The sequence below is a fragment of the Bradyrhizobium sp. RT6a genome (assembly GCF_040547675.1).
In the GTDB taxonomy this organism is placed as follows: domain Bacteria; phylum Pseudomonadota; class Alphaproteobacteria; order Rhizobiales; family Xanthobacteraceae; genus Bradyrhizobium.
In genome coordinates, this window is the sequence record NZ_JBEPQC010000002.1 from 875,731 (window position 1) to 897,849 (window position 22,119).

The 22,119-nt window shown below is 64.2% G+C and carries 24 protein-coding genes and 1 tRNA gene; 17 read left to right on the top strand and 8 right to left on the bottom strand.

Features of this window, described 5'->3' with window-relative positions; translation table 11 throughout:
• Positions 1 to 335: 335 nt before the first annotated feature.
• The 8 genes from ABIC03_RS14020 to ABIC03_RS14055 all read left to right on the top strand — a co-directional run bounded on the left by ABIC03_RS14020 (position 336) and on the right by ABIC03_RS14055 (position 9,647).
• A complete protein-coding gene (locus ABIC03_RS14020; protein WP_085360843.1) occupies positions 336 to 1,493 on the top strand; it encodes a thiolase family protein in 1,158 nt (385 codons plus the stop codon).
• Entirely contained in the window at positions 1,493 to 1,882 is a 390-nt protein-coding gene (locus ABIC03_RS14025; protein WP_354058743.1) for a Zn-ribbon domain-containing OB-fold protein, read from the top strand. The genes ABIC03_RS14020 and ABIC03_RS14025 overlap by 1 nt, the downstream gene beginning before the upstream one ends.
• A gap of 214 nt (positions 1,883 to 2,096) precedes the next feature.
• Positions 2,097 to 2,957: a MaoC family dehydratase gene (locus tag ABIC03_RS14030; RefSeq protein WP_354058744.1), complete on the top strand. Its 861-nt coding sequence runs from the start codon at positions 2,097 to 2,099 to the stop codon at positions 2,955 to 2,957.
• 122 nt (positions 2,958 to 3,079) lie between these two features.
• Entirely contained in the window at positions 3,080 to 3,958 is an 879-nt protein-coding gene (locus ABIC03_RS14035; RefSeq protein ID WP_354058745.1) for an SDR family oxidoreductase, read from the top strand.
• 107 nt (positions 3,959 to 4,065) lie between these two features.
• Positions 4,066 to 5,019, top strand: a complete 954-nt coding sequence (locus ABIC03_RS14040; RefSeq protein ID WP_247396731.1) for a dihydrodipicolinate synthase family protein — start codon at positions 4,066 to 4,068, stop codon at positions 5,017 to 5,019.
• Between the two features lie 4 nt (positions 5,020 to 5,023).
• The gene (locus ABIC03_RS14045) at positions 5,024 to 5,839 is read left to right on the top strand and encodes an NUDIX hydrolase (RefSeq protein WP_354058746.1); all 816 of its coding nucleotides are present in this window, start codon (positions 5,024 to 5,026) and stop codon (positions 5,837 to 5,839) included.
• A gap of 80 nt (positions 5,840 to 5,919) precedes the next feature.
• Positions 5,920 to 6,834, top strand: coding sequence for a DMT family transporter (locus tag ABIC03_RS14050; protein ID WP_354058747.1), 915 nt, complete (start codon positions 5,920 to 5,922; stop codon positions 6,832 to 6,834).
• A 125-nt stretch (positions 6,835 to 6,959) separates the two neighbouring features.
• Positions 6,960 to 9,647: a PAS domain S-box protein gene (locus tag ABIC03_RS14055; RefSeq protein WP_354058748.1), complete on the top strand. Its 2,688-nt coding sequence runs from the start codon at positions 6,960 to 6,962 to the stop codon at positions 9,645 to 9,647.
• Between the two features lie 102 nt (positions 9,648 to 9,749).
• On the opposite strand, the gene ABIC03_RS14060 is transcribed toward ABIC03_RS14055, so the two are convergent.
• The gene (locus ABIC03_RS14060; RefSeq protein WP_007603093.1) at positions 9,750 to 10,100 is read right to left on the bottom strand and encodes a GrlR family regulatory protein; all 351 of its coding nucleotides are present in this window, start codon (positions 10,098 to 10,100) and stop codon (positions 9,750 to 9,752) included.
• A gap of 257 nt (positions 10,101 to 10,357) precedes the next feature.
• Between ABIC03_RS14060 and ABIC03_RS14065 the strand changes: the two genes are divergently transcribed.
• Complete coding sequence (locus ABIC03_RS14065; protein ID WP_275168061.1) at positions 10,358 to 10,855, top strand: hypothetical protein; 498 nt, start codon at positions 10,358 to 10,360, stop codon at positions 10,853 to 10,855.
• A 49-nt stretch (positions 10,856 to 10,904) separates the two neighbouring features.
• Here ABIC03_RS14065 and ABIC03_RS14070 read toward each other — a convergent pair whose 3' ends face one another.
• Entirely contained in the window at positions 10,905 to 11,288 is a 384-nt protein-coding gene (locus ABIC03_RS14070; protein WP_275168059.1) for a VOC family protein, read from the bottom strand.
• A gap of 179 nt (positions 11,289 to 11,467) precedes the next feature.
• Between ABIC03_RS14070 and ABIC03_RS14075 the strand changes: the two genes are divergently transcribed.
• The 3 genes from ABIC03_RS14075 (at position 11,468) to ABIC03_RS14085 (ending at position 12,960) form a co-directional block, all read left to right on the top strand.
• A complete protein-coding gene (locus tag ABIC03_RS14075) occupies positions 11,468 to 12,037 on the top strand; it encodes a hypothetical protein (RefSeq protein ID WP_354058749.1) in 570 nt (189 codons plus the stop codon).
• A 160-nt stretch (positions 12,038 to 12,197) separates the two neighbouring features.
• Complete coding sequence (locus tag ABIC03_RS14080; protein ID WP_275168058.1) at positions 12,198 to 12,737, top strand: hypothetical protein; 540 nt, start codon at positions 12,198 to 12,200, stop codon at positions 12,735 to 12,737.
• Positions 12,738 to 12,883: 146 nt separating this feature from the next.
• Positions 12,884 to 12,960, top strand: a tRNA-Arg gene (locus tag ABIC03_RS14085).
• Positions 12,961 to 13,020: 60 nt separating this feature from the next.
• Here ABIC03_RS14085 and ABIC03_RS14090 read toward each other — a convergent pair.
• From ABIC03_RS14090 to ABIC03_RS14100, 3 genes are all read right to left on the bottom strand, one after another.
• Positions 13,021 to 13,986: an AraC family transcriptional regulator gene (locus tag ABIC03_RS14090; protein ID WP_354058750.1), complete on the bottom strand. Its 966-nt coding sequence runs from the start codon at positions 13,984 to 13,986 to the stop codon at positions 13,021 to 13,023.
• 146 nt (positions 13,987 to 14,132) lie between these two features.
• On the bottom strand, positions 14,133 to 14,267 hold the full coding sequence (locus ABIC03_RS14095) for a hypothetical protein (RefSeq protein ID WP_354058751.1): 135 nt from the start codon (positions 14,265 to 14,267) through the stop codon (positions 14,133 to 14,135).
• A 157-nt stretch (positions 14,268 to 14,424) separates the two neighbouring features.
• Entirely contained in the window at positions 14,425 to 14,697 is a 273-nt protein-coding gene (locus ABIC03_RS14100) for a hypothetical protein (RefSeq protein ID WP_354058752.1), read from the bottom strand.
• 315 nt (positions 14,698 to 15,012) lie between these two features.
• Between ABIC03_RS14100 and ABIC03_RS14105 the strand changes: the two genes are divergently transcribed.
• Positions 15,013 to 15,474, top strand: coding sequence for a host attachment protein (locus tag ABIC03_RS14105; RefSeq protein ID WP_354058753.1), 462 nt, complete (start codon positions 15,013 to 15,015; stop codon positions 15,472 to 15,474).
• Between the two features lie 29 nt (positions 15,475 to 15,503).
• Here the strand turns inward: ABIC03_RS14105 and ABIC03_RS14110 are convergent, their stop codons facing one another.
• Positions 15,504 to 15,767, bottom strand: a complete 264-nt coding sequence (locus ABIC03_RS14110; protein WP_275168054.1) for a hypothetical protein — start codon at positions 15,765 to 15,767, stop codon at positions 15,504 to 15,506.
• Positions 15,768 to 16,056: 289 nt separating this feature from the next.
• Between ABIC03_RS14110 and ABIC03_RS14115 the strand changes: the two genes are divergently transcribed.
• The 3 genes from ABIC03_RS14115 (at position 16,057) to ABIC03_RS14125 (ending at position 18,317) form a co-directional block, all read left to right on the top strand.
• The gene (locus tag ABIC03_RS14115; protein WP_354058754.1) at positions 16,057 to 16,503 is read left to right on the top strand and encodes a hypothetical protein; all 447 of its coding nucleotides are present in this window, start codon (positions 16,057 to 16,059) and stop codon (positions 16,501 to 16,503) included.
• A 101-nt stretch (positions 16,504 to 16,604) separates the two neighbouring features.
• A complete protein-coding gene (locus tag ABIC03_RS14120) occupies positions 16,605 to 17,477 on the top strand; it encodes a DMT family transporter (RefSeq protein WP_354058755.1) in 873 nt (290 codons plus the stop codon).
• Positions 17,478 to 17,570: 93 nt separating this feature from the next.
• A complete protein-coding gene (locus ABIC03_RS14125; protein ID WP_354058756.1) occupies positions 17,571 to 18,317 on the top strand; it encodes a hypothetical protein in 747 nt (248 codons plus the stop codon).
• A 56-nt stretch (positions 18,318 to 18,373) separates the two neighbouring features.
• Here ABIC03_RS14125 and ABIC03_RS14130 read toward each other — a convergent pair whose 3' ends face one another.
• Together ABIC03_RS14130 and ABIC03_RS14135 are read right to left on the bottom strand one after the other, a co-directional pair.
• A complete protein-coding gene (locus tag ABIC03_RS14130; protein ID WP_275168050.1) occupies positions 18,374 to 18,694 on the bottom strand; it encodes a histone in 321 nt (106 codons plus the stop codon).
• 69 nt (positions 18,695 to 18,763) lie between these two features.
• Positions 18,764 to 20,275 (bottom strand): cryptochrome/photolyase family protein, encoded by a 1,512-nt coding sequence (locus ABIC03_RS14135; protein ID WP_354058757.1) that lies wholly within the window; start codon positions 20,273 to 20,275, stop codon positions 18,764 to 18,766.
• 77 nt (positions 20,276 to 20,352) lie between these two features.
• Between ABIC03_RS14135 and ABIC03_RS14140 the strand changes: the two genes are divergently transcribed.
• Complete coding sequence (locus tag ABIC03_RS14140) at positions 20,353 to 22,083, top strand: methyl-accepting chemotaxis protein (RefSeq protein WP_354058758.1); 1,731 nt, start codon at positions 20,353 to 20,355, stop codon at positions 22,081 to 22,083.
• Positions 22,084 to 22,119 lie beyond the last annotated feature (36 nt).

The window sequence follows — 22,119 nt, forward strand, 5'->3', positions numbered from 1 at the left end:
CCACCGTTCTACTGTGCATGGGGTTGTTTTCGCGAAAAGGGTTTTTCGATAAAACGAAACCGCTTGTGCCGTCGGGCAAAACACCTTTAGGGTTCTGCCCGTCGTTCCCGTCATTGCGAGCGCAGCGAAACAATCCAGAAATGCGTCCGCGGAAAGATTCCTCGATTTCTTCGCTGCGCTCGCAATGACGACTGCGGAAACAGAGGCGCTCCCACCGCACCGGCCGCTTACGCCAACCCGCTGCCCTCTCGCCCGGCGGAATATTTCCGCGCTTGCCAACAGGGCAGCAGCGGTTCAGAAAAACCGGAAGTGAGAAACGCCAGCGGAGACCTTATTTGACCATCAAGGGCAAGGCCTACATTGCCGGGATCTACGAACACCCGACCCGGCACGCGCCGGACAAATCCACCGCGCAGCTCCATGCCGAGGTCGCCAAGGGCGCGATCGAGGATGCCGGGCTCAGCAAGGACGACGTCGACGGCTATTTCTGCGCGGGCGACGCCCCGGGCGGCGCCTGGCCGATGGTCGATTATCTCGGCCTCAACACCAAGAAACTCCGCCATGTCGATTCCACCGAGACCGGCGGCTGTTCCTACATTATCCATCTCGGCCATGCCGCTGAAGCCATCGCCGCGGGCAAGTGCTCGATCGCGTTGATCACGTTGGCCGGCAAGCCGCGCACCGGGGCTATGCCGCCGCGCGCGGCCGGCGCGGAAGCCGATTTCGAGACGGCTTACGGCGCGACTACGCACAATGCCTACGGCATGTGTGCCATGCGCCACATGCACGACTATGGCACCACAAGCGAGCAGCTCGCCTGGATCAAGGTCGCGGCCTCGCACCACGCGCAATACAATCCGCACGCGATGCTCAAGGACGTCGTCACCGTCGAGGACGTTCTGAACTCCCCGATGATCTCCGATCCCTTGCATCGCATGGATTGCTGCGTCGTCTCCGACGGCGGCGGCGCGCTGATCGTGACGACGCCCGAGATCGCAAAAAGCCTGAAGAAGCCGCTGGTCAAACTGATCGGACATGGCGAGGCGATGAAGGGCCCGCGCGGCGGCAAGGATCTCGACCTCACGTACTCCGCCGGCATCTGGTCGGGCCCGCGTGCGTTCGAGGAGGCCGGCATCACGCCGAAGGACATCAAATACGCCTCGATCTACGACAGCTTCACCATCACCGTCCTGATGCAGCTCGAAGACCTCGGCTTCTGCAAGAAGGGCGAGGGCGGCAAGTTCGTCGCCGACGGCAATTTGATCTCCGGCGTCGGCAAGCTGCCGTTCAACACCGATGGCGGCGGCCTCTGCAGCAACCATCCCGTCAACCGCGGCGGCATGACCAAGATTCTCGAGGCCGTGCGGCAACTGCGCGGCGAGGCGCATCCGAAGGTGCAGGTCAAGAATTGCGATCTCGCCATCGCCCACGGCACCGGCGGCCTGCTCGGCGTCCGCCACGCCGCCTCGACGGCCATTCTGGAGCGCGTGTGATGAGCGAAGCCAAGAAATATCCGGCCCCGGTGACGAACCCTGAGACCGCCGCGTTCTGGGACGCGGCCAAGCAGGGCAAGTTCATGATCAAGCGCTGCACGGCCTGCGGCGAAGCGCATTACTTCCCGCGCGCGATCTGCCCGTTCTGCTACTCCGACCAGACGGTGTGGGAGGAGTCTTCGGGCGAGGGCACGATCTACACTTACAGCCTGATGCGAAAGTCGCCGACCGGCCCCTACGCGATCGGCTACGTCACTCTGAAGGAGGGGCCGTCGCTCCAGACCAATTTCGTCGATTGCGATTTGACGACGTTGAAGATCGGCCAGAAGGTGAAGGTGGTGTTCAAGCCGACCGATGGCGCGCCGCTGCCGTTTTTTACGCCGGCGTAGTAGGCGCGGTGAGTTCTTCCCTTCCCCCCTTGTGGGGGAAGGTGGCGCGAAGCGCCGGATGAGGGGTATCTCTCCACAGAGAGATTGTTCGATGAGGAGCGAACCCCTCACCCAAACGAGTTTGTTGCGGGCACCTTGTAGCCCTCTCCCACAAGGGGTGAGGGCGCAACAATGGGCGCCGCTCAGCTGAAGCTGCCGGGAGGAAACAACAAAAATGTCCGCCAGATACAACGAACTCAAAGGCCTCAAGAACCTCGGCCAGAAATATGCCTACACCGATCGCGAAGTGATGCTCTATGCCTATGGCATCGGGCTCGGCGCCGATCCGATGGACGAGAACGAGCTCGCTTTCGTCAACGAGGGCACGCTGACGCCGCGGCCGCTCAAGGTGGTGCCGACTTTTGCATCCGTCGCGGCGTGGGGCGCGGGTCCCGGCGAGATGAACCTCAACCGCGTGATGGTGGTCGACGGCGAGCGCGACATCACCTTCCACCAACCGCTGCCGGTGGCGGCACACATCACCGCCGATTCCTCCGTGATTGAGGTCTACGACAAGGGCAGGGACAAGGGCGTCGTCATCAGCCACCAGACCGTGCTCAAGAACGAGAAGGGCGAGAAGCTGGCAACTTTAGTCGCCTCGCGCTTCGCCCGCGGCGATGGCGGCTTTGGCGGCCCGAACCTGACCCAGCCGGATCCGCACAAGATTCCGTCGCGCGCACCCGACAAGACCATCGACATCGTGACGCGCCCCGACCAGGCGCTGGTCTATCGTCTCTGCGGCGACCGCAACCCGCTGCACTCCGATCCCGAATTCGCGAAGAAGGCCGGCTTCCCGCGCCCGATCCTGCACGGCATGTGCACCTACGGCATCACCTGCCGCGGCGTGCTCCAGACCTATGCCGACTACGACGCCTCCGCCTTCCGCCAGCACGTCGCGCGGTTCTCCTCGCCAGTCTATCCCGGCGAGACCGTGACCATGGACCTCTGGAAGGACGGCAGCGTGATCTCGTTCGAAGCCAAGGTGAAGTCTCGCGGCGTCACCGTGATCAAGAACGGCAAGACGGTGCTGGGATAGCCTCCGCTGTCATTCCGGGGCGCGCGAAGCGCGAACCCGGAATCTCGCGCGACAAGCTCCGGATTCCGGGTTAGCGCTGCGCGCTGCCCCGGAATGACAATAAAAAACAGGGAGACGCCACCATGGGACTACTAGACGGCAAGGTTGCGCTGATCACCGGCGCGGGTGGGGGGCTCGGTGAGGCCTACGCAAAGCTGTTCGCGCGGGAAGGCGCCTCCGTCGTCGTCAACGACCTCGGCGGGCCCCGTGACGGCTCCGGCGCCGACACATCGATGGCGCAACTCGTGGTGGATGCGATCGAGGCCGAGGGCGGCAAGGCCGTCGCCAACGGCGCCGACATCTCCACCATGGAAGGCGGCCAGTCGGTGTTCGACGACGCCATCAAGCATTTCGGCCGCGCCGACATCCTCGTCAACAATGCCGGCATTCTGCGCGACCAGACCTTCGCCAAGGCGTCTGAGTCCGACTGGGACAAGGTCATCAAGGTGCATCTGAAGGGCACCTTTTGTTGCACCATGCCGGTGTTTCGCTGGATGCGGGAAAACGGCGGCGGGGTCATCGTCAACACCTCCTCGACGTCCGGCCTGATCGGCAATTTCGGCCAGAGCAATTACGGCGCCGCCAAGGGCGGCATCTGGGGCCTGTCCAACGTGCTGGCGATCGAGGGCCGCAAATACAACATCCGGATCTGGACGCTTGCGCCGGGCGCGCTGACCCGCATGACCGCAGACCTGCCCCGCTATAAGGAGAACCCCGGCGCGGCGCTGGGGCCGGACGGCATCGCGCCGGCCGTGCTATACATGGTGAGCGACTTGTCCGGCGACCAGACCGGCAAGGTGCTGGGCGTGTCCGGGCCCCGCGGCGTGCGCGAAATGCGGATGATGGAAATGGACGGCTGGAAGCCGCCGCACACGGGCTGGAAGGCCCAGGACATCGCCGATCATGCCAAGGAGATCTTCTTCTCCGAAGAGCAGATCAAGATGGGGGCGCGGCGGTTTTAGGCCATGGTCGTCCCGGGGCGCGCAGCGCGCGAACCCGGGACCTCGAGATTCCGGGTCCGATGCTAACGCATCGTCCCGGAATGACGAACAAGAGGATAGAGGACTAGATGAAACTCACCGCCGACGCCAAGGGCACCTTCGCAATCGCGCCGACGCCGTTCCACGATGACGGCCGGATCGACGAGCGCTCGATCGACCGCCTGACCGATTTCTACGAGGAGGTCGGCTGCGACGGCGTCACGGTGCTGGGCATCCTCGGTGAGGCGCCGAAGCTCGATGCCGCGGAGGCCGAGCAGGTGGCGGTACGCTTCGTCAAGCGCGCCAAGACAATGCAGGTGATCGTCGGCGTCTCCGCGCCGGGTTTTGCCACCATGCGCTCGCTGGCGAAGGCCTCGATGGAGGCCGGTGCGGCCGGTGTGATGATCGCACCGCCGCCGTCGTTGCGGACCGACGACCAGATCATCGGCTATTACAAGCAGGCGGCCGAGGCCATCGGCCCCGACGTGCCCTGGGTGCTCCAGGACTATCCGCTGACCTTGTCGGTGGTGTTCACCCCTGCCGTGATCCGCAAGATCGTCACTGACAATCCGAACTGCGTGATGCTCAAGCACGAGGACTGGCCGGGGCTGGAAAAGATCTCGACGCTGCGCAATTTCCAGAAGGACGGCTCGCTGCGACCGCTCTCGATCCTCTGCGGCAATGGGGGACTCTTCCTGGACTTCGAGATGGAGCGCGGCGCCGATGGCGCCATGACCGGCTATGCCTTCCCAGAGCTTCTGATCGACGTCGTGCGCCTTTCGAAAGAAGGCAAGCGCGACGCCGCCCATGATCTGTTCGATGCACATCTGCCGCTGATCCGCTACGAGCAGCAGCCTGGTGCTGGCCTCGCCGTGCGCAAATACGTGCTGCAGAAGCGCGGCATCATCGCCTCCAGCGCCCAGCGCAAGCCCGGCGCCACCATCACGCCGGCGGCGAAGGCAGAGGTCGAGTACCTGCTGTCGCGCGTCGCCCGCGTCGACAAGCGCGCCAATCTCGGCCCGCAATCCAGCGCGGCAGGTTAATCGAATGGCCGAGGCATCAGCATCACGCCCTGCGTCGACGATCCTCCTGCTGCGCGACGGCGTGAAGGTCGACGGCAAGAGCGGCGACGAAATTGAAGTCTTCATGATGGTCCGCCATCATCAGATCGAGTTCAATTCGGGCGCGCTGGTGTTTCCCGGCGGCAGCATCGATGCCGGCGATCAGGAGATCGTCAAGCGCTCCGACTTGTATTCGGGCGGCGAGGGCCTGAGCGAAGCGGACCGCGGTTTTCGGATCGCCGCGATCCGCGAGACCTTTGAGGAAAGCGGCATCCTGCTGGCGCGCTCGAAGGACTCGGGCACGCCGGTCGATGCCAGGCGCGCCGGCGAGATCGCCGATGCGCATCGCCTCGCGCTCAACGAGCACAAGATCAGCTTCCTGAGCATTCTGGCCGATAACGGCCTCCAGCTCGCGCTCGATACGCTGGTGCCTTACGCGCACTGGATCACGCCCGAGGGAATGCCAAAACGTTTCGACACCTGGTTCTTCCTTGCGGCGGCACCGCCCGACCAGCTCGGCGCACATGACGGCCGGGAGTCGACCGACTCGATCTGGATCTCGCCGCGCGAGGCGGTGGAGGGCGGCGAGAGCGGCCGCTTCAAGCTGCCGTTCCCGACCACGCGCAATTTGATCCGGCTCGCCAAGCAGTCGAGCGTGAGCGCCGCGCTCGCGCACGCCCGCGGCATGTCTGTCGTGACGGTGATGCCTGTCATGACCAAGACCGACACCGGCCGCCAGCTCCGCATCCCCCGCGAGGCCGGCTATGACGGCGAAGTGTTCGAGGTTGGGGCGGTCGGCTAGGACAGTTCGACACACAACGAAGTATCCGCGAGGGCAGACGCGCTAGGTTCCGTCCCGGACAACGGGACGGAGCGCGCGACATGGACAACCGGCAGGACAACAACATTGCCGTCGAGCTGGCGCTGCTGCTCGCGCTCGCAACGCTCTGGGGCGGCTCCTACACCTTCATCAAGCTCGGCGTCGCCACCATTCCGCCGATCACGCTGATCGCAGCGCGCACCACGATTGCCGGCCTGCTGCTGCTCGCGATCATGTGGGCGCGGGGCATCAGGATGCCGACTGATGCCGCGACCTGGCAACGCTTCGCCTTCCAGGCCGTGCTCAACAGCGTGATCCCCTGGACATTGATCGCCTGGGGCGAGCGCCACGTCGATGCCGCGCTCGCGACCATCCTCAACTCGGCAGGCCCGATCTTCACCTTCCTGCTCACGGCCGTTGTGACGCGTCACGAGGTGACGACACCGCGAAAGCTGGTCGGCGTGGTCGCCGGCATGGCCGGCATCCTGCTGATCGTCGGCGTCGATGCCGTCCATGATGTCGGAAGCGGCCTCGTCGCGGAGGCCGCCATCGTTGCCGCCACCATCTGCTACGCCTGCGCCGCGATCTTCGGTCGCAGCTTCAAGGGCCTCGATCCCATGGCGCCTGCGGCCGGCTCGCTGCTGGCGGGGGCGGCGGCGCTGATCCCGGCCTCGCTCATCGTCGAGCAGCCCTGGACGCTGTCGCCCTCGCTGAGTTCCGTGCTGGCGCTGCTCGCGCTGGCGACCTTCTCGACCGCCGCGGCCTTCGTGATCTATTTCCGCCTGATCCAGACCCTGGGCTCGGTCGGCACCACCGCGCAGGCCTATCTCCGCGTGCCGATCGGGGTTGCCATCAGCGTCGCCTTGCTGGGCGAGGGCCTGAGCCGGACCGCCTGGATCGGCCTTGCCTGCGTCGTCCTCGGCGTCGCCGCCATGACCATCCCGGCCCGGCGGCCGGCCGACGTCAAAACGTCGTAAGACCGGGGCCAGGGAGGGCGGCAGGGCTTAAATATTAAGGATATTCGGCGGCCAGACGCATGTTCCCCCGGGACCGCAATACGTCGTATATTGGGAGCTCCAATAGCCCGGTCCTCACATCACCAATGTCCGCCGAATTGACGCCGACCCCTGAGAAAAAGCGAACATTCTCGCTCTCCATCGGCCAGCTCACGTTCGGCAGCTTCCTTCTGGTGCTGGCGGTGATCATCGTCACCTCGACCGCGAGCGTGATCGCGATCCGGCATATCGACAGGACCTTTGCCGAGCTGCAGCGGCTGCAGAGCGTCGGCGATCTCGCCGAGGACATCGACCGCCGCATGAACGAGCTGCGGCTCGCCGCGCGCGACTTCGTCACCGATCCCGGCGCCGGCATCCAGTTCAAGCAGGTGGGCGAGGCGGCCTCGACGCTCAGTGACATCCTGAAGAAGACCCGCATCGAGCTCGTGCCCGAGCAGCAGGATATGATCGACGGGGTCAGCGAGCGGCTTGCGACCTATCGCAGCGGGCTGGAGCGGATCTCGACCTTGATCGACCGCCGCGCCCAGCTACTTGCCGGCCTGCCGCCGCTCCGCGACCAGTTCGATGCGGCTGTCTCCGGCACCGGGGACCGAGAACTGGCATCCCGCCTGTCGGAAGCGCAGAGCCGGATCGCGCTCGGTTTGCTTGCGCGCAACCCGTCCGCGGCCGAGCAGGCGGCGCAGAGCATGCGGGCGATGGGGATCGCTGATCCGAAGCTCAGATCGGCCGTCAACGATTACGCCGAGGCTATCATCGCGGTCGCTGTCCGGGAACGGCAGATCGCCGACATCGACCGCGAAGTACTGGGAACCGAGGGCCGGCTGATCGGCCGCGTCACCGAATTGCTGCGCGAGGTCAGCGCCCGGCGCGGCCACGTGCTGTCGCGCGACTTTGCCCGCACGCTGACGGAGGCGCGCTGGCAGAGCATCGTGCTCGGTACCATCGGCGTGCTGATCGGCATTCTCGCGGCCGGCTTCGTGGTGCGGCGGACAGTCCGTCCTCTTGCCCAGATCGCGCGGTCGATCCGCGCGCTCGCAGCCGGCGAGAAGAACACCTCGATCCCGTCCGCCGACCTCGATAATGAGATCGGCGACATTGCGCGGGCGGCCGAAGTGTTCCGCCGCGCGCTGGAAGAGGCCGACACGGCGCGCGAGGCGGCGGTGCGCGCACTGACCGAGCAGCGCCTTGCCGAAGAGAGCTACCGGAAGCTGTTCGAGGGCTCGGTCGATGGCATCTATGTCACGACGCCGGCCGGCGACCTCCTCAACGCCAATCCGGCGCTGGCGCGGATGATGGGTTACGATGGCCCGCAGCAGCTGATCGACAGCATCAACGACATCGCCCACACCATCTACGTCAATCCCGAGGCACGCGTCGAATATCAGCGGCTGATGGCACGCGACGGCATGGTGCGCGAGTTCGAATACCAGGTGCGCCAGCGCGGCGGCGACATCTTGTGGCTGTCCGACAGTGCCACCGGCGTCCGCGACGAGGCGGGCAACATCGTCCGCTACGAGGGCACGCTGCGCGACATCACCGACCAGAAGCGCGCCGAAGACGCCATCGCCGAAGGGCGGCGCCTGCTCCAGCAGGTCATCGACACCGTGCCCGCGGTCATCAACGTCAAGGATCGCGATCTGCGCTACGTGCTGATGAACCGTTACATGGCCGGCATCTTCGGAATCGAGCCCGGCGATGCACTGGGTCGCACCACGGCCGACCTGATGTCGCGCTACGGCGCGGCCAAGTCCGACGAGAGCGACAAGCGCGTGCTGACGCTGCGAAAAGGTCTCGGCTTCTACGAAGAGGAGTACATTGATTCTTCCGGCCACATGCGGCAATGGCTCGTCAACAAGCTGCCGCTGCTCGATGCAGAAGGCGAGATCGAGCGGATCGTCACCGTGGCGCTCGATATCGGCGAGCGCAAGCGCGGCGAGCAGGAGATGCGGAAAGCCAAGGAATCCGCCGAGACCGCGCTGCGCAATCTGCGCGAGACCCAGGCCTCGTTGATCGAGGCGGAGAAGCTGGCGGCGCTCGGGCGCCTCGTCGCCGGCGTCGCACACGAAGTCAACAATCCCGTCGGCATCAGCCTCACGGTCGCCTCCGCGCTGGAGCGCAAGACCGCGATGTTCACCGCCGAGGTCGAGCGGGGCGAGTTGCGCCGCTCCACGCTCAACGACTTTCTCCATACCAGCCGCGACGCGTCCTCGCAGCTCGTCTCCAATCTCAATCGCGCCGCCGAGCTGATCCAATCGTTCAAGCAAGTCGCCGCCGACCGCAACTATTCGGACCAGCGCAGCTTCGATCTCGGTGACCTCACCGAGCAGGTGGTGATGAGTCTGCGGCCCGGCCTGCGAAAGCACAATCTGACGCTCAATGTCGAGTGCCAGCCCGATCTGACCATGAACAGCTATCCCGGACCGTACGGCCAGGTCCTGACCAATCTGTTTCTCAACGCGGTGGCGCACGCCTTCCCGGACGGCCGGCCGGGGACCATCGACATCCAGGTGCGCGAGTCCGGCAAGGACAATGTCGAGATCATCTTCTCCGACAATGGCTGCGGCATGTCGCTCGACGTCCGCCGCCGTGCCTTCGATCCGTTCTTCACGACGCGCCGCGACCAGGGCGGCACCGGCCTCGGGCTGCACATCGTCTACAGCATCGTCACGAACAGGCTTGGCGGACGGCTCGATCTGGATTCCGAACCGGGCGGCGGCACACGTATCCAGATCATCCTGCCGCGAGTCGCGCCACTCGAGCAGGCCGCGGAATAGCCCGAGCGTTTTCGAGCGAAGTAGATGCCCGGTTCGCGCGAAGAAAACGTCGAAATAACAACAATTGAGAGCTGAGATTCTGATTCAATCAGAACCGAAGCTCTAGTCGGCCTCTGCAAGCTTGTGCAGCGTTGCGCCGAAAATCTGGCTAGCCTTGCCGACCAGCGCGGTCCCCGTCATGTCCCCGCGCGTCTCCGTGAAGGTGCCGCTGACGCCGATGCCGACCGCGGCAGGGCCGCCGAACAGCGGATTGTCGTCACCCCGCGGCGAGGTGTGACGCTGGACCAGCACCTCGCCCTTGAAGGTATTGTCCTTCACCGTGTAGCTGCCGGTGTAATAGAGGTAGGCATCGCCGCCAAGAATCTTGCCGTCGCGAAAAAGAATCACGCCGCTGCCCTTGCCGACCCGACCATCGAGCAGGTTCACGTGAATCGAATAGAGGCCGTTCTTCATAACGTCCCGAGGCCGGCCGCCATCGCCCAATGGCGTAACCGGTAGGGCATTTATGCCAAAGCGCATGCGCCCACGCAACGCGGGAGTTTGGCCGCCGGGCTTGCGCGCCTGCCCGTGAGCCGTAGTTGTCCCGGCTTGTCTATGACGCCGCCATGACGGTCTGATCATGAAGCGAGGCCAGTCGTTGCGAATCAAGTTGGCCCGCGAAATGCATAACCATTGTTGCACTGGCCGCGGGGTGCTGGAGCAAGACAAACGTGAGCAACTGGATCGATTCCGGCGGCGAGAAGCCGCGTCTGTACAGTGTGCGTCCCACGATTTGCGAAACACGACAACGGCGGATTGGCGGCGCGGCACGCTGGCGAAGCGTGGCGAGCCTCGCTTGCGCCCTGACCCTGATCGCACTCGCAGCCCCCTTCGGGCACGCGCGCGACCGCGGCCAGTTCGTCAACACCAATGCCGAATTGAAGGCCTGGTTCGACGGCCTGCGAAGCGGCAAGGGGCCTTGCTGCTCCGATGCAGACGGCTCGGCGCTCTCGGACACCGACTGGGACAGCAAGGACGGGCACTATCGGGTCCGTGTTCCACGCTATGGCTACGTGATCGACGGCCGACCGCAGGAGCTCGTCTGGGTCGAGGTGCCCGAGGAGGCCGTGATCTCGGAGCCGAACCGGGTGGGACGCACCATGGTCTGGCCGATCTACGGCTACATGGGCGTCGCCATCCGCTGCTTCATGCCCGGCAGCATGACTTAGGCGCTCCGGGCGGCACGACGACCGGTGAGCCGATGCGGCGCGCGCCGTGTCAGGTATATTTCTTGTCGCGCTCGAGCAGCTCGATGGAGATGCCTTCGGGGCCGCGGATGAAGCAGATGCGCACGCCGGGGCGGATCGTGGTCGGTTCGCGCGTGAAGGTGACGCCCTTGGCCTTGATCTCGGCGGCGACGGCGTCGATGTCCTTCACCGTGAGACCGAAATGGTCGAGGCCCTGATGCGGGTGCGACGGCGGCGGGTTGACCGCGTTGTCGCCTTCGAGTGGCGCAATGAAGATCCTTGCGCCTCCAAGATTCACGTCGATCCGTCCGGGCGCTTGCACGATCTCGCCACCGAGGATGTCCCGCAACCAGGCCGCCGTGGCCTCTGGATCAGGGCTGCGCAGATGGACGTGATCCCAAGTGACGACTGGCATTTCATGTTCTCCCGACGGGTCTTGATGTTGCAGCGCATGTTAGCGGCCTCGGCCGGTGACCGCCACCGCTCTTGCCGACTCGAAAGCTGCGCGGGAACCTTAGTTCGTCTTCCGGATTAAGGTAAGCAGTGGCCGAATTCGTTGTCGAACGTGCTTCCGCCGCGATCGGTGAGGCAACCATGAACGCTCGGTTTGACCGCATCGGGTTAGGGCGTTTCGCCGGGACCGGCGAACGACTGGCGCGGGCGGTGACGATCGCGAGCGTTTCATTTGGGCGAGGCCTGCTGTGGCTGTTGGCGGCCATCATCGTCGGTTGCGGCGTCTGGATGCTGCTCCCTCTCTCCAGAGGCAACAGTGCCGAACCGGTGAGGTCTGACGTGGCATCGGTCGAGACGGCGCCTTCGGGCGACGAGGCCGTCGTGTCGTCGCCATCCGAAGCTCAGATTCCGACAATGGCTGAACTCGGTCGGATCAGGATTTCATCGCAGACCTGGCGCCGCGGCGGCCTTGGCTCGAAGGCGCTGGTGACGTTCACGCTGCGCAACGACAACGACTATGCCGTAAAGGATGTCGAGATCGCCTGTGCTTTTGCGCGGCGCGATGGCAGTCATCTCACTGACCGCAGCCGCGTTCTGGCGGATACGGTTAACATGAAGAGCCGCAAGACTTTTGCGCGCATTCCTGTCGGCTTCGTCAATGTGAATGCCGATCAGGCGAAGTGTGCGCTTGTGGCAGCACGTCGGACCTAAGGCCGGCATTTTTCGGTAGCGGAAAAGTTACTGTCCTGGGGCCTTGGCCAAAAAACTTGCCGTCGCCATTTGAACCGAATGGCTGGGGCAGGAACCAATTAAATGATCGCCTGTTGAGGCGGAGAGCCCACGCGGGGATGCGGCGGGCGGAGCGCGGCCAATGCCTATCCTTCGGTATTTCATTTTTGTCGGTGGAGCCTTGCTCGCACTGCTGCTCGCGGCGAACCACGTTCTGCCGACTTCGCCTGTGACGCAGGCGGTTGCAACCGCAAGCAACGAACAGCCGTTGATCCGGATCCGGTCCGATCGCCACCTGCCGGAGCGCGTCGTGCTCGACACCACTCAGCCGCCGCTTGCCGCCCCTGCGGTGAAGATCGCCGCCGCCGCGGCTCCCCAGCCGCCCGTGGAGGGTATGTCGCCGGCCTTGGCCGAGATTACAGCCAAGGCGCGGGTCCGCGAGACTTTCGCTCAATTCACGCCGGCCGCGAAGGCTGATGCCGCTGCGGTCAAGAAGGCCGAAGCCAAGACGCAAGTTCAGGCGCAGGCCCAGGCCCAGACTCCTCAGGCCCAGCCACTTCAGACCCCAGCGCAGCAGCCCAAGCGCAAGGTCGCCAGAGCGCATCCGGTGCCGCAGCAAGGGCGGCCGATGATGGTGATGGCGCAGCAGCCGCATTTCGGCTTCTTCGATAGCACCTGGTAAGAGCGGGTCTGCCCCGAATCGGGGCGGGAAGGGCTTTTTATTGGCGGGCCTCTCTGCTAATTCGAACCCATCCGAACGTCATCCGGCCTGCTGCCCGCCAGCAGCGAACTGGGGCGTCTCGGCTGCGGCCCAATGTCGGGCCCAGGGCGCTCGTAGCTCAGCTGGATAGAGCATCGGATTTCGATTCCGAGGGTCGGGAGTTCGAATCTCTCCGAGCGCGCCAATTCCGGATATGTTCGGAAGAGGGCGCTGACAACAACCAGCGTCGCAGCGGCCTGCCTGGTCAGCCTGCCGTCGGACCAGCTTGCCGGCCCCGTGCCAGCGTGTCGGACGGCGCTTCGTGGAAGGTCGCGCGGTAAGCTGCGGCAAACTCCCCCAAATGGTGAAAGCCTTGGGCGCGCGCGCATGTGGTGACGGTGGCGCCGCCGCCCTTGAGAAGGCGAGACCGGGTCGCCCACAATTTTTTCAGGCGAATGTACTGGTGCAAGCTCATGCCGCGCACCTTGCTGACGGCGCCGCCGAGCGTCCGGATCGAGACGCCGAACTCGCCGGCGAGATCGGCTGTATAGATCGGAGCAGTCGGATGTGCCGCGACGTAATCGTCGATCCGCTGCACGAGTTTGATCGACCGCTCGCCCTGGACGGAGGCACTCCGGTCTGAGAGCGGATCGATGCGAAACAGATCGTCGAGCGCGAGCAGCAGACCTTCCTGGAGATGGGCGGCGACCTCGGTCGTTTCGAAAAGGGCCGGCTGCACCGACGCGGTTCGCAGAATGTCGAGCAGGAGCTGGCGTATGTGGAGCAAAGCGGGGCGGTTCGCGCCAAAGGCCCGCAAATCGTCCACCTGATCGAACCAGCCCCGGTCACTCAGGCCAGGCGAGAAGATGATCATCGCATGATGATTGGTCCGGCGCTCGACGAAATGGCATTCATCGCTGCCGCGGAGCGCGATGAAGAAGCGCGCGTCCAGCTCCATGCCCTTGGAATTGACCTGAAGGTCGTCCGTCATGGGCAGGATCACCATCCCGCCGGGCATCCGATAGGCGGCGTCCAGGATGCGCGCGAACGAGCGCATCATGACGATGCGGCAGCCGGGCAGGGAGACGAGAGCGCGAGCCGCCGCGAAATTCTGGACATCGAGCGGAATGCTTCTCGCATCCTCCATCGACTCGATCGGCCGAAACGCATCGACGTCGGCAAAGCCGATCAATTGAAGCGCCGAGGATGGGGCGAGGGCGTCGAACAACATGGGTGTGGCCGGCTGCCGCAATGTGACAATCAAATGAACGTCAGTACATCGCCATCAATGGCGAAACATCGCGCTTCAGTAAACCGGATTCCGGGCCGTAGTATTGCGGACATCATGGCATAAAGCCCGGCGGATCGATGTCGTCGTCAACGGTCTCGCGTCATCGGCTGGCCGGAGGCGAGGTCGATGAAATGCAGCCGCGTACAGGCAGGACAGGCGAAGGAGGCAAAGCTCTGCGCCTCCTGTTTCTGTTGCTTCTCGAGATGGGTCTGCACATTCATGCCCGTCTGGGGACATCGAAAAACGATCAAATCGACCATCGTCGGAGAATGACGGCGTGGCGGATTTCGTCTTTGATCTAGATCAGTTTTGGAATGACTCCAGATCAACATCCTTGATCTCGCAAAAGCGAAGGGGCCCCGGAGGGCCCCTTTAAAATCACCAGCGGCGGTAGCGTGGTCCGTAATAGCGAGGACCACCATAAAAGCGCGGTGCATATCGGGGACCGTAGTAGGGCCGCGGCCCGTAGTATCCATAGTAGTTCGGGCGCCAGAAACAGCGTCCCCAGGCGTCACAGACCATGCGGACCTGCTCGACGTCCGAGACCTGCGGCGTCGCAGGAGCAGGCGCGATGGGCATGGCGGACGCCGCCGATGATGCGACCAACGCACCCAACAGGGACGCGGCGACGAGGCCAATTCTAAGCTTCATGATGTCTTTCTCCGCTTACGCAATACAGGGATATCGAAGTTTGTTCTGATCAAATTGTGGCGGGACCGAAATGTAATGCTGATGAACAGGTCTTCAGCCAGCCCGCCGCGGGCCTGACCTTTGGCTCCGGGAAACTATCCCAGCTTCGAGCTCTTGACCAATGCTGCGCTTGCGTTTGCGTCCCCGCAGGACATTGCCGCCATCCTTGATCCGGCGCAATTCACCGGTGCGGCTTCGTCCCTAAGCTTGGCGTCGTGGCCAGCCTTTCGAGCAATTCGAAGAGCAGGCTCGCGAGGTCGCTTTGGAGCTGTGCAAATGGACAAAATGAGAATCGACAAGGGTGACTGGCTGGTCGTGTACGACGGGCGCAAGGCACTCATTCTGGAAAACCTCGGCGACGAGATGTTTCCGAACCTCCACACCAGAGAGGTGCACGAACAGCCCAATCCATCGACCGGTTCGCAAGGGACCGACGCCCCGGGCAGGCTCCATGGCGCGGCTGGCAGCGCGCGCAGCTCGGTGGAGCAGACTGATTGGCATGACGAGGCCGAGCGCGCCTTCCTGCGCGGCCTCGCCGGACGGCTCGATGCCGCCGTCAGCTCAGGCGAGACCTCGGCCTTGACCATGGTGGCCTCGCCGCGCGCGCTTGGGATGATCCGCGCCGACTATTCGGACGTAGTGCGCAAGGCACTCCAGGGCGAGGTCGGCAAGGACCTCGTCAAACAGCCGGTCTACGAGATCGAGAAGCAATTGCTGCTGTCGGGCGCCGTCAAATAGGGCCCCCGCAGAGAATACGCCTGCGCCCCTCAGTAGCAGGGGTGCCGGCGGCGGTCCTGGCCGACATAGGCGGCTGCGCTCTGGTAGCAATGGTTGGTCGACGGGCCGTCGTAAAAGGCGAACGTCCCGGGAGTCATGCCGGGTCCGTAATTGTGCAGATAGCTGATCGGATAGGGCAGCGGGTTCGTGTAGTGGCGGTGGTACCGGTGATGTCCACGCGCCTCTGCGAGGCCAGGGACAAGGATTGCGGCCGACAGGGCAGCAATCGCGGCTACAAGCTTCAACTTGCTCATCTCGAATCTCCGGAACCCGCACGAATAGGACACCCGTTTATAGCCACTTCGGGGGGCCGGAACACCCGTCCGAAGCCCGGAAATCGGGGCCAATCCCGCAGATTCCCAAGTGGGTGTGACAGAATTGCCGGTTCTGTGGTCCAGACTTGCCCATTTTTGGCCTTTTCGAGATGCTTAACGAATTCCCCACACAAGTGTGACCAAAGAGAATTAGCATAAGACTCCTGTTGCCGGCTTTTTGGGGTCCATAGGCCGGTCCATTCCTGAAGGCTTTCGCCGTCACCTCACCATGCGCATCACGCTTCTGAGTCTGCTGTTGCTCTCAGTCCTCGCCGCCTCGCCGGCGCGGGCGGAGCTGCACATCACCCGCGACCACGGCGGCTATGTCGAGGAGTACAAGGCCAAGTACAAGCGCGTCCGCGAGAAGGGCGAGCGCGTCATCATCGACGGCATCTGCAACTCGGCCTGCACCCTGGTGCTCGGCATCGTGCCGATGAACAAGATCTGCGTGACGCCGCGTGCCAGCCTCGGCTTCCACCAAGCCTACTACGACAAGGCCTTCACCTTCGGCATCAAGGTCACCAGCGCGGAGGGGACGTCCGACCTGATGGCCTATTACCCCGACAAGGTGAAGGACTGGATCCGCCGCAATGGCGGGCTCACCACCGACATGAAAAAGATCAAGAACGGCGTCGAGCTCTGGAAGATCATCGATCCCTGTCCGGACGAATGGTGAGCGGCTGAGCCGTCGCTCCGTCGCAGCGCAGCATCGTCCCGACAAAATTGGTCGAAATTCGCATTGCCGCATTGCCTCCCTGTGGGGCAATGAGGGCGGCAATGAACCATAATCAAGAAGCCCTGACCGCCCGCGCCGCGCCGATCCTGTTCGTCCTGCTCTGGAGCACCGGCTTCATCGGCACCAAATACGTCGTCAACAATGCCGATCCCTTGACCTACCTCGCCATACGCATGGCGTTCGTGGTCGGTCTGATGGCAATCATCGTCGCGATTGCGCGACCGAAATGGCCGGACCGTATCGGCATCGCGCACAGCGCGGTCGCCGGCATCCTCGTCCATGGCTTCTATCTCGGCGGCACCGCAATCGCGATCGCGCACTCGATTCCGGCCGGGCTCTCCGCGCTCATTCCGGGCCTTCAGCCGATTCTGACCTCGACCATCGCCAACCGCTGGCTCGGGGAGAAGGTGACACCGGTGCAATGGGCGGGGCTCGTGCTTGGCCTCGGCGGCGTGGTGCTGATCCTGCACGGCCGTCCCATGACCGGCGAAGCCGGGCTCGGCTGGCTTGCCTCCGTGGTCTCGCTGATCAGCATCACGCTCGGCACGCTCTATCAGCGCCGCTACTGCAACCAGATCGACTGGCGCGCCGGCAATCTCGTGCAGTACGTATCCGTCACGATCTTCTTCGCGATCGGCGCCTTCCTGTTCGAGGACCGCGTGGTGCACTGGACGCGCGAGTTCATGCTCGCCCTGGCCTGGCTCGCCGTGGCGCTTTCGATCGGTTCGATCGGGCTGCTGTACTGGCTGATCCGCCATGCCGCCGCCACATCTGTTGCCAGCCTGTTCTATCTGGTGCCCGCCGTGACGGCGCTGATGGCTTATCTGCTGTTCGGAGAGAAGCTCGATGCGCTGGCGATCGCGGGCATGGTGATGTGCGCGGCCGCGGTGTTCGTGGTCAACCGACGCTTCTAGGACCGGCGGGCCGGATCCCCGGAATACATCCCTGACGTGCGGGTGCGTTCGTGTTAGGTTTGGGGCATTTCAGCCTCCCACACGGTGATTTCCATGAAGAAGGCGCGTCGTGCACTGCTCGCCAGATCCCTGAAGCCGGTCCGGATTGCCTGCATCAATTACGCAGAGGAGATGATGAGCGAGCGGATGATGGCGCGGCTCACGGCCGCGCTGCAGAAATGCTATGACGAGCACTTCCTGCCGGTCTGGGGTTATCCCGTCGATCTCGACGTCACCCGCAAGCCGAAGCCCACCGACTGGCAGCTGGTCTATTTCGACGATGCGACCCACGAAAATTTCCTCGGGCGGCATGAATTGACGCATCGGGGACAGCCGATCTCGAAGATCTTCCTCAAGGCGCTGGCCGAGGACGACCCGGTCAGTCTGGCAGCCTCGCATGAGCTGTTCGAGATGGTGCTCGACCCCATGGCCAATCTGTGGGCCGACAAGACCCGGCACACCCAATATGCCTACGAGGTTTGCGACGCGGTCGAAGAGGACGCCTTCGTCGTCAACGGCTTCCCGATGTCGAACTTCGTCTATCCCTCCTGGTTCGAACCCTTCAAGCATCCCCGCGGCACGAAGTTCGACCACATGGGATCGCTCAAGGAGCCGTTCTCGATGACCGAGGGCGGCTACGTCATCAAGAAGGTGAACGGCAGGAGATTGATCAAGCAGTTCGGCTCACCCGAGAAGCGGCGGCGCTTCAACGCCGAGGACCGGCGCGGTCATCGCAGCGAATTCCGCGATCCGCAAGGCGAGCATCATCCGGGCCGGCGTGCAGCCAAACGGCGAAGGTAGGGTATCGCTGGAGCCGTCTCCGGGCGCGTCCGCACCCGGAGACTTGGGCTTTGCGATCAGCGCTTGGCCTTCTTTTTCGACTTGGCAGCTTTCTTGGTGGCCTTCTTTGCCGTTTTCTTTGCAGTTTTCTTGGCCGCCTTCTTCGACGACTTCTTTGCAGCTTTCTTCGAAGTCTTCTTGGCCGCCTTCTTCGAGGTTTTCTTCGCAGCCTTCTTGGCTTTCTTCTTGGAAGCCTTCTTCGGCGCTACCTTCTTCGCGACCTTCTTGGCGGCTTTCTTCACCTGCTTGACGGCGGTGACAGCGGCGTCCTTGGTCGTTTCTACGGCGGCGGTGATCGTGTCCATCGCCTGTTCGGTGATCGGCTTGTCGTCGTCCATATCGTCGTCCCCCACGGTTTGCATGGAGCGATGACGATAGCGGGTTTCATAATTGTGTCAAAGCAACGCTCAACCTTTGCGGATCTTTGCGTAGGCGACGAGCGCGCGCTCTCGTCCCTTGGCATGATCGACGATCGGCTGCGGATAGGTCTTGCCGAGCGTGACGCCGGCGCTTGCAAGCTCGATCGGCGTCGCCTGCCAGGGCTGGTGGATCAGCTTGGCGGGTACGTCTTTTAGCTCGGGCACCCAGCGCCGCACATAGGTTCCATCCGGGTCGAACTTCTGGCCCTGGAGCACCGGATTGAACACGCGGAAATAGGGCGCCGCGTCGGCCCCGCAGCCGGCGACCCACTGCCAGTTGGCGGGATTGCTGCCGGCATCCGCATCGACCAGCGTGTCCCAGAACCAGCTTTCGCCGTCGCGCCAGTCGATCAGGAGGTGCTTGACCAGGAACGAGGCGACCACCATTCGCACCCGGTTGTGCATCACGCCGGTATGCCAGAGCTCGCGCAGGCCGGCGTCGACGATGGGATAGCCTGTGTGGCCGCGCTGCCAGGCGGCGAGCGCCTTGGCGTCGGGCGTCCATGGGAAGCCGTCGAAATTCGATTGCAGGTTTTCGGTGGCAAGGTTGGGATGGTCGTGCAGCAGGTGGCGGCAGAATTCACGCCAGCCGAGCTCGCTCAGGAATTTTTCGACACCGGGTCCGGTCGCGGGATTTTCCGCCGCGGCGAACCGCGCGGCGTACCAGACCTGGCGCGGGCTGAGTTCGCCGAACCTCAAATGCGGTGACAGGTGTGAGGTGCCCTCCCGGTCCGGGCGGTCGCGATCGCCGACATAGCCGAATGCAGTGTGCTTGAGGAAGTCGCGCAGGCGGGCGCGGGCGGAGGCTTCGCCCGGGGTCCATGTCTTGCGCAGGCCGCCGGCCCAATCGGGCTTGCCCGGCTCGAGCTTCCAGGTCTCTAGCGCGTCGCTGGCGACCGTCGGCGCAGAATGCAGCTCCTTGGGTGCCGGAAGGGGCTTCGGCGGATCGCCGAGCGCCAGCACGCGACGCCAGAATGGCGTGAACACGCGCAAGCCGCGGCCTTCCTTGTTGCGGATTGCCGCGGGCGGGACGAGCAAGTCACCGGCAAAACTATGCGAGTCCACACCGATCTTCGCCAGCGCAGCTTCGAGCTGCCGCTCAACCGCCTGATGCGGCGCCTGTGCGATCCCATTCCAGTAGACAGTGTGGGCGCCGCTCTCGCGGACCACCTCTGCGATCACCCGCGCCGCCGGCCCCCTGCGCAGGATCAGCGATCCGCCGCGGGTGGCAATGTCGGCGCCAAGCGCCCGCAGCGACTGCGCCAGCCACCAACGTGCCGCCGCGCCCGGCGCTCGCCCGGCCGCGTCGTCGAGCACATAGAGGCAGATCACCGACGCGCCGCCCTTCGCGGCGGCCTTGGCGGCGGCGTGGAGCGCGGGATGGTCGGACAGGCGAAGGTCATCGCGAAACCAGACGATGATGGGCGGAGCGCTTGGCGTGGTCCTTAGCGTAGTTCTGGGCGTGGTCAGGGGTGTCCTCGTTAACGATTTGGAAAGCATGTCGCGACGGGAACCGCGTTAATGCGGCCGTAAGCCGATTGCATGAATATGCAGGAATTACAGGAGTCATTCCATTCATGTACGGACGAGCAACGGCGAAGTTTCTGCCGCAATTCAAACTTGGCACCAAGGCGCTCCTCTGCGCGGTGCTGCTGATCGCCATGAATACGGCGCTCGTGGTCGGGGCCGGCTATTGGTCGCTCAGCTCCGTGTTCAACGATCGTGCGCTGCGCGATATCGAGGTTAGCTTGCGCACGCTGGCGCTGGCCTTTGCCGAGACCAATCCCGACGCGAAGATCAGCATGAAGGATGGCGCGGTGGCGCGCGCCGAGATTCCCAAGATGCCGGACTTTAGGGATCACGCCATCGTCGATCGCGCGGTGTCCTATGTCGGCGGCAACGCGACCCTGTTCGTGTTCGACGATGCGAGCGGGCAGTTCGTGCGGCGCTCGACCAACGTAAAGAAGGAAAATGGCGACCGCGCCGTGGGGACCCAGCTTGCCGCCGATCATCCGGCGCAGGCGCTGCTGCGCCGCGGCGAAGCCTACAAGGGCCCGGCGACCCTGTTCGGCAAGACCTTCATGACCGCCTATTTCCCGATCGCCGACGCCAACGGCAAAGTCGCCGGCATCCTCTATGTCGGCATCCCGATGGCCCAGTTCGAGAGCATGCTGGCCCACACGATCGAAAGCATGGCGGTCGCCGCCGGGCTCGCCGCGCTGCTGGTGCTGGTCCTGACCTTGCTGGTCGTCCGCCGTATCACCAAGCCGCTCACCTCGGTCACGCGCTCGCTGACGGCGCTCGCCGAAGGTCAAAGCGACGTCGAGATCGATTGCGAGGATCGCGCCGACGAGATCGGCGAGATCGCCCGCACGGTCGCTGTGTTCAAGAGCAATTCGCAGGAGCGGGCGCGGATGCGCAGCGAGCAGGCGGCGGCTTCGGCTGCAGCCGCCGAGCAGCGCAAATCCGACTTGCGCAATTTCGTCGAAGAGTTCCGCGGCGGCGTCGGCGGCATTCTCGACAAGGTGCTGACATCGTCAGGTGAATTCGAGCGGGCGGCGCGGCAGCTCACCGATACCGCGCGCTCCACCGCCGATCTCTCGGCGCGGTCGGCTGGAGCTTCCGAAAACGCCTCCGAGCACGTGCGTTCGGCGGCATCGGCCTCGGACGAGCTGTCTCAATCGATCTCCGAAATCACCCGGCGGGTTCAGGAATCGAACGTCATTTCCGCTGAGGCGGTGCGGCAGGCCGAAGCGACCGATCAGCGCATCGCGCAGCTCTCCGAGGCGGGCGCGCGCATCGGCGATGTCGTCAAGCTGATCACCTCGATTGCCGAGCAGACCAACCTCCTGGCGCTGAACGCGACCATCGAGGCGGCGCGCGCGGGCGATGCCGGCCGCGGGTTTGCGGTGGTGGCCCAGGAGGTCAAGACGCTGGCCGGCCAGACCGCCAAGGCCACCGACGAGATCTCGAACCAGATCGCCAGCATGCAGCTTGCGACCGAGGAATCGGTCGCCGCCATCAAGGCGATCAGCCAGACCATCGAACGCATCAGCGGCATCGCCGGCTCGATCTCGGCTGCGGTCGAGCAGCAGAAGAGCGCGACCCACAACATCGTCGCCAGCGTTCGCGCAGCGGTATCGGGCACGGCCGATGTCGCCGTCAACGTCCGTCAGGCCGCCGAGGGTGCGAACGAGACGGGTGAGACGTCCAGCCGGATGTTTGCCTCCGCCCAGGCGTTGTCGGGCGAGAGCCTGCACCTGAAGGCCGAGGTTGAGGGCTTCCTCGAACGTGTGCGCGCGGCGTAAGAGCAAACATCGACATCCCGGGTGATGCTGACGCAT

Excerpts from the sequence above, each read along its gene's own strand:
- ABIC03_RS14045 (WP_354058746.1), top strand. The coding sequence starts at position 5,024 with ATGGCCGAGGCATCAGCATCACGCCCTGCGTCGACGATCCTCCTGCTG.
- ABIC03_RS14025 (WP_354058743.1), top strand. The coding sequence starts at position 1,493 with ATGAGCGAAGCCAAGAAATATCCGGCCCCGGTGACGAACCCTGAGACC.
- ABIC03_RS14090 (WP_354058750.1), bottom strand. The coding sequence starts at position 13,986 with ATGTTGTTCGACGCCCTCGCCCCATCCTCGGCGCTTCAATTGATCGGC.
- ABIC03_RS14035 (WP_354058745.1), top strand. The coding sequence starts at position 3,080 with ATGGGACTACTAGACGGCAAGGTTGCGCTGATCACCGGCGCGGGTGGG.
- ABIC03_RS14120 (WP_354058755.1), top strand. The coding sequence starts at position 16,605 with ATGAACCATAATCAAGAAGCCCTGACCGCCCGCGCCGCGCCGATCCTG.
- ABIC03_RS14140 (WP_354058758.1), top strand. The coding sequence starts at position 20,353 with ATGTACGGACGAGCAACGGCGAAGTTTCTGCCGCAATTCAAACTTGGC.
- ABIC03_RS14095 (WP_354058751.1), bottom strand. The coding sequence starts at position 14,267 with ATGAATGTGCAGACCCATCTCGAGAAGCAACAGAAACAGGAGGCGCAG.
- ABIC03_RS14040 (WP_247396731.1), top strand. The coding sequence starts at position 4,066 with ATGAAACTCACCGCCGACGCCAAGGGCACCTTCGCAATCGCGCCGACG.
- ABIC03_RS14070 (WP_275168059.1), bottom strand. The coding sequence starts at position 11,288 with ATGCCAGTCGTCACTTGGGATCACGTCCATCTGCGCAGCCCTGATCCA.
- ABIC03_RS14130 (WP_275168050.1), bottom strand. The coding sequence starts at position 18,694 with ATGGACGACGACAAGCCGATCACCGAACAGGCGATGGACACGATCACC.
- ABIC03_RS14135 (WP_354058757.1), bottom strand. The coding sequence starts at position 20,275 with ATGCTTTCCAAATCGTTAACGAGGACACCCCTGACCACGCCCAGAACT.
- ABIC03_RS14080 (WP_275168058.1), top strand. The coding sequence starts at position 12,198 with ATGCCTATCCTTCGGTATTTCATTTTTGTCGGTGGAGCCTTGCTCGCA.
- ABIC03_RS14060 (WP_007603093.1), bottom strand. The coding sequence starts at position 10,100 with ATGAAGAACGGCCTCTATTCGATTCACGTGAACCTGCTCGATGGTCGG.
- ABIC03_RS14105 (WP_354058753.1), top strand. The coding sequence starts at position 15,013 with ATGGACAAAATGAGAATCGACAAGGGTGACTGGCTGGTCGTGTACGAC.
- ABIC03_RS14100 (WP_354058752.1), bottom strand. The coding sequence starts at position 14,697 with ATGAAGCTTAGAATTGGCCTCGTCGCCGCGTCCCTGTTGGGTGCGTTG.
- ABIC03_RS14030 (WP_354058744.1), top strand. The coding sequence starts at position 2,097 with ATGTCCGCCAGATACAACGAACTCAAAGGCCTCAAGAACCTCGGCCAG.
- ABIC03_RS14055 (WP_354058748.1), top strand. The coding sequence starts at position 6,960 with ATGTCCGCCGAATTGACGCCGACCCCTGAGAAAAAGCGAACATTCTCG.
- ABIC03_RS14110 (WP_275168054.1), bottom strand. The coding sequence starts at position 15,767 with ATGAGCAAGTTGAAGCTTGTAGCCGCGATTGCTGCCCTGTCGGCCGCA.
- ABIC03_RS14075 (WP_354058749.1), top strand. The coding sequence starts at position 11,468 with ATGAACGCTCGGTTTGACCGCATCGGGTTAGGGCGTTTCGCCGGGACC.
- ABIC03_RS14115 (WP_354058754.1), top strand. The coding sequence starts at position 16,057 with ATGCGCATCACGCTTCTGAGTCTGCTGTTGCTCTCAGTCCTCGCCGCC.
- ABIC03_RS14050 (WP_354058747.1), top strand. The coding sequence starts at position 5,920 with ATGGACAACCGGCAGGACAACAACATTGCCGTCGAGCTGGCGCTGCTG.
- ABIC03_RS14125 (WP_354058756.1), top strand. The coding sequence starts at position 17,571 with ATGAAGAAGGCGCGTCGTGCACTGCTCGCCAGATCCCTGAAGCCGGTC.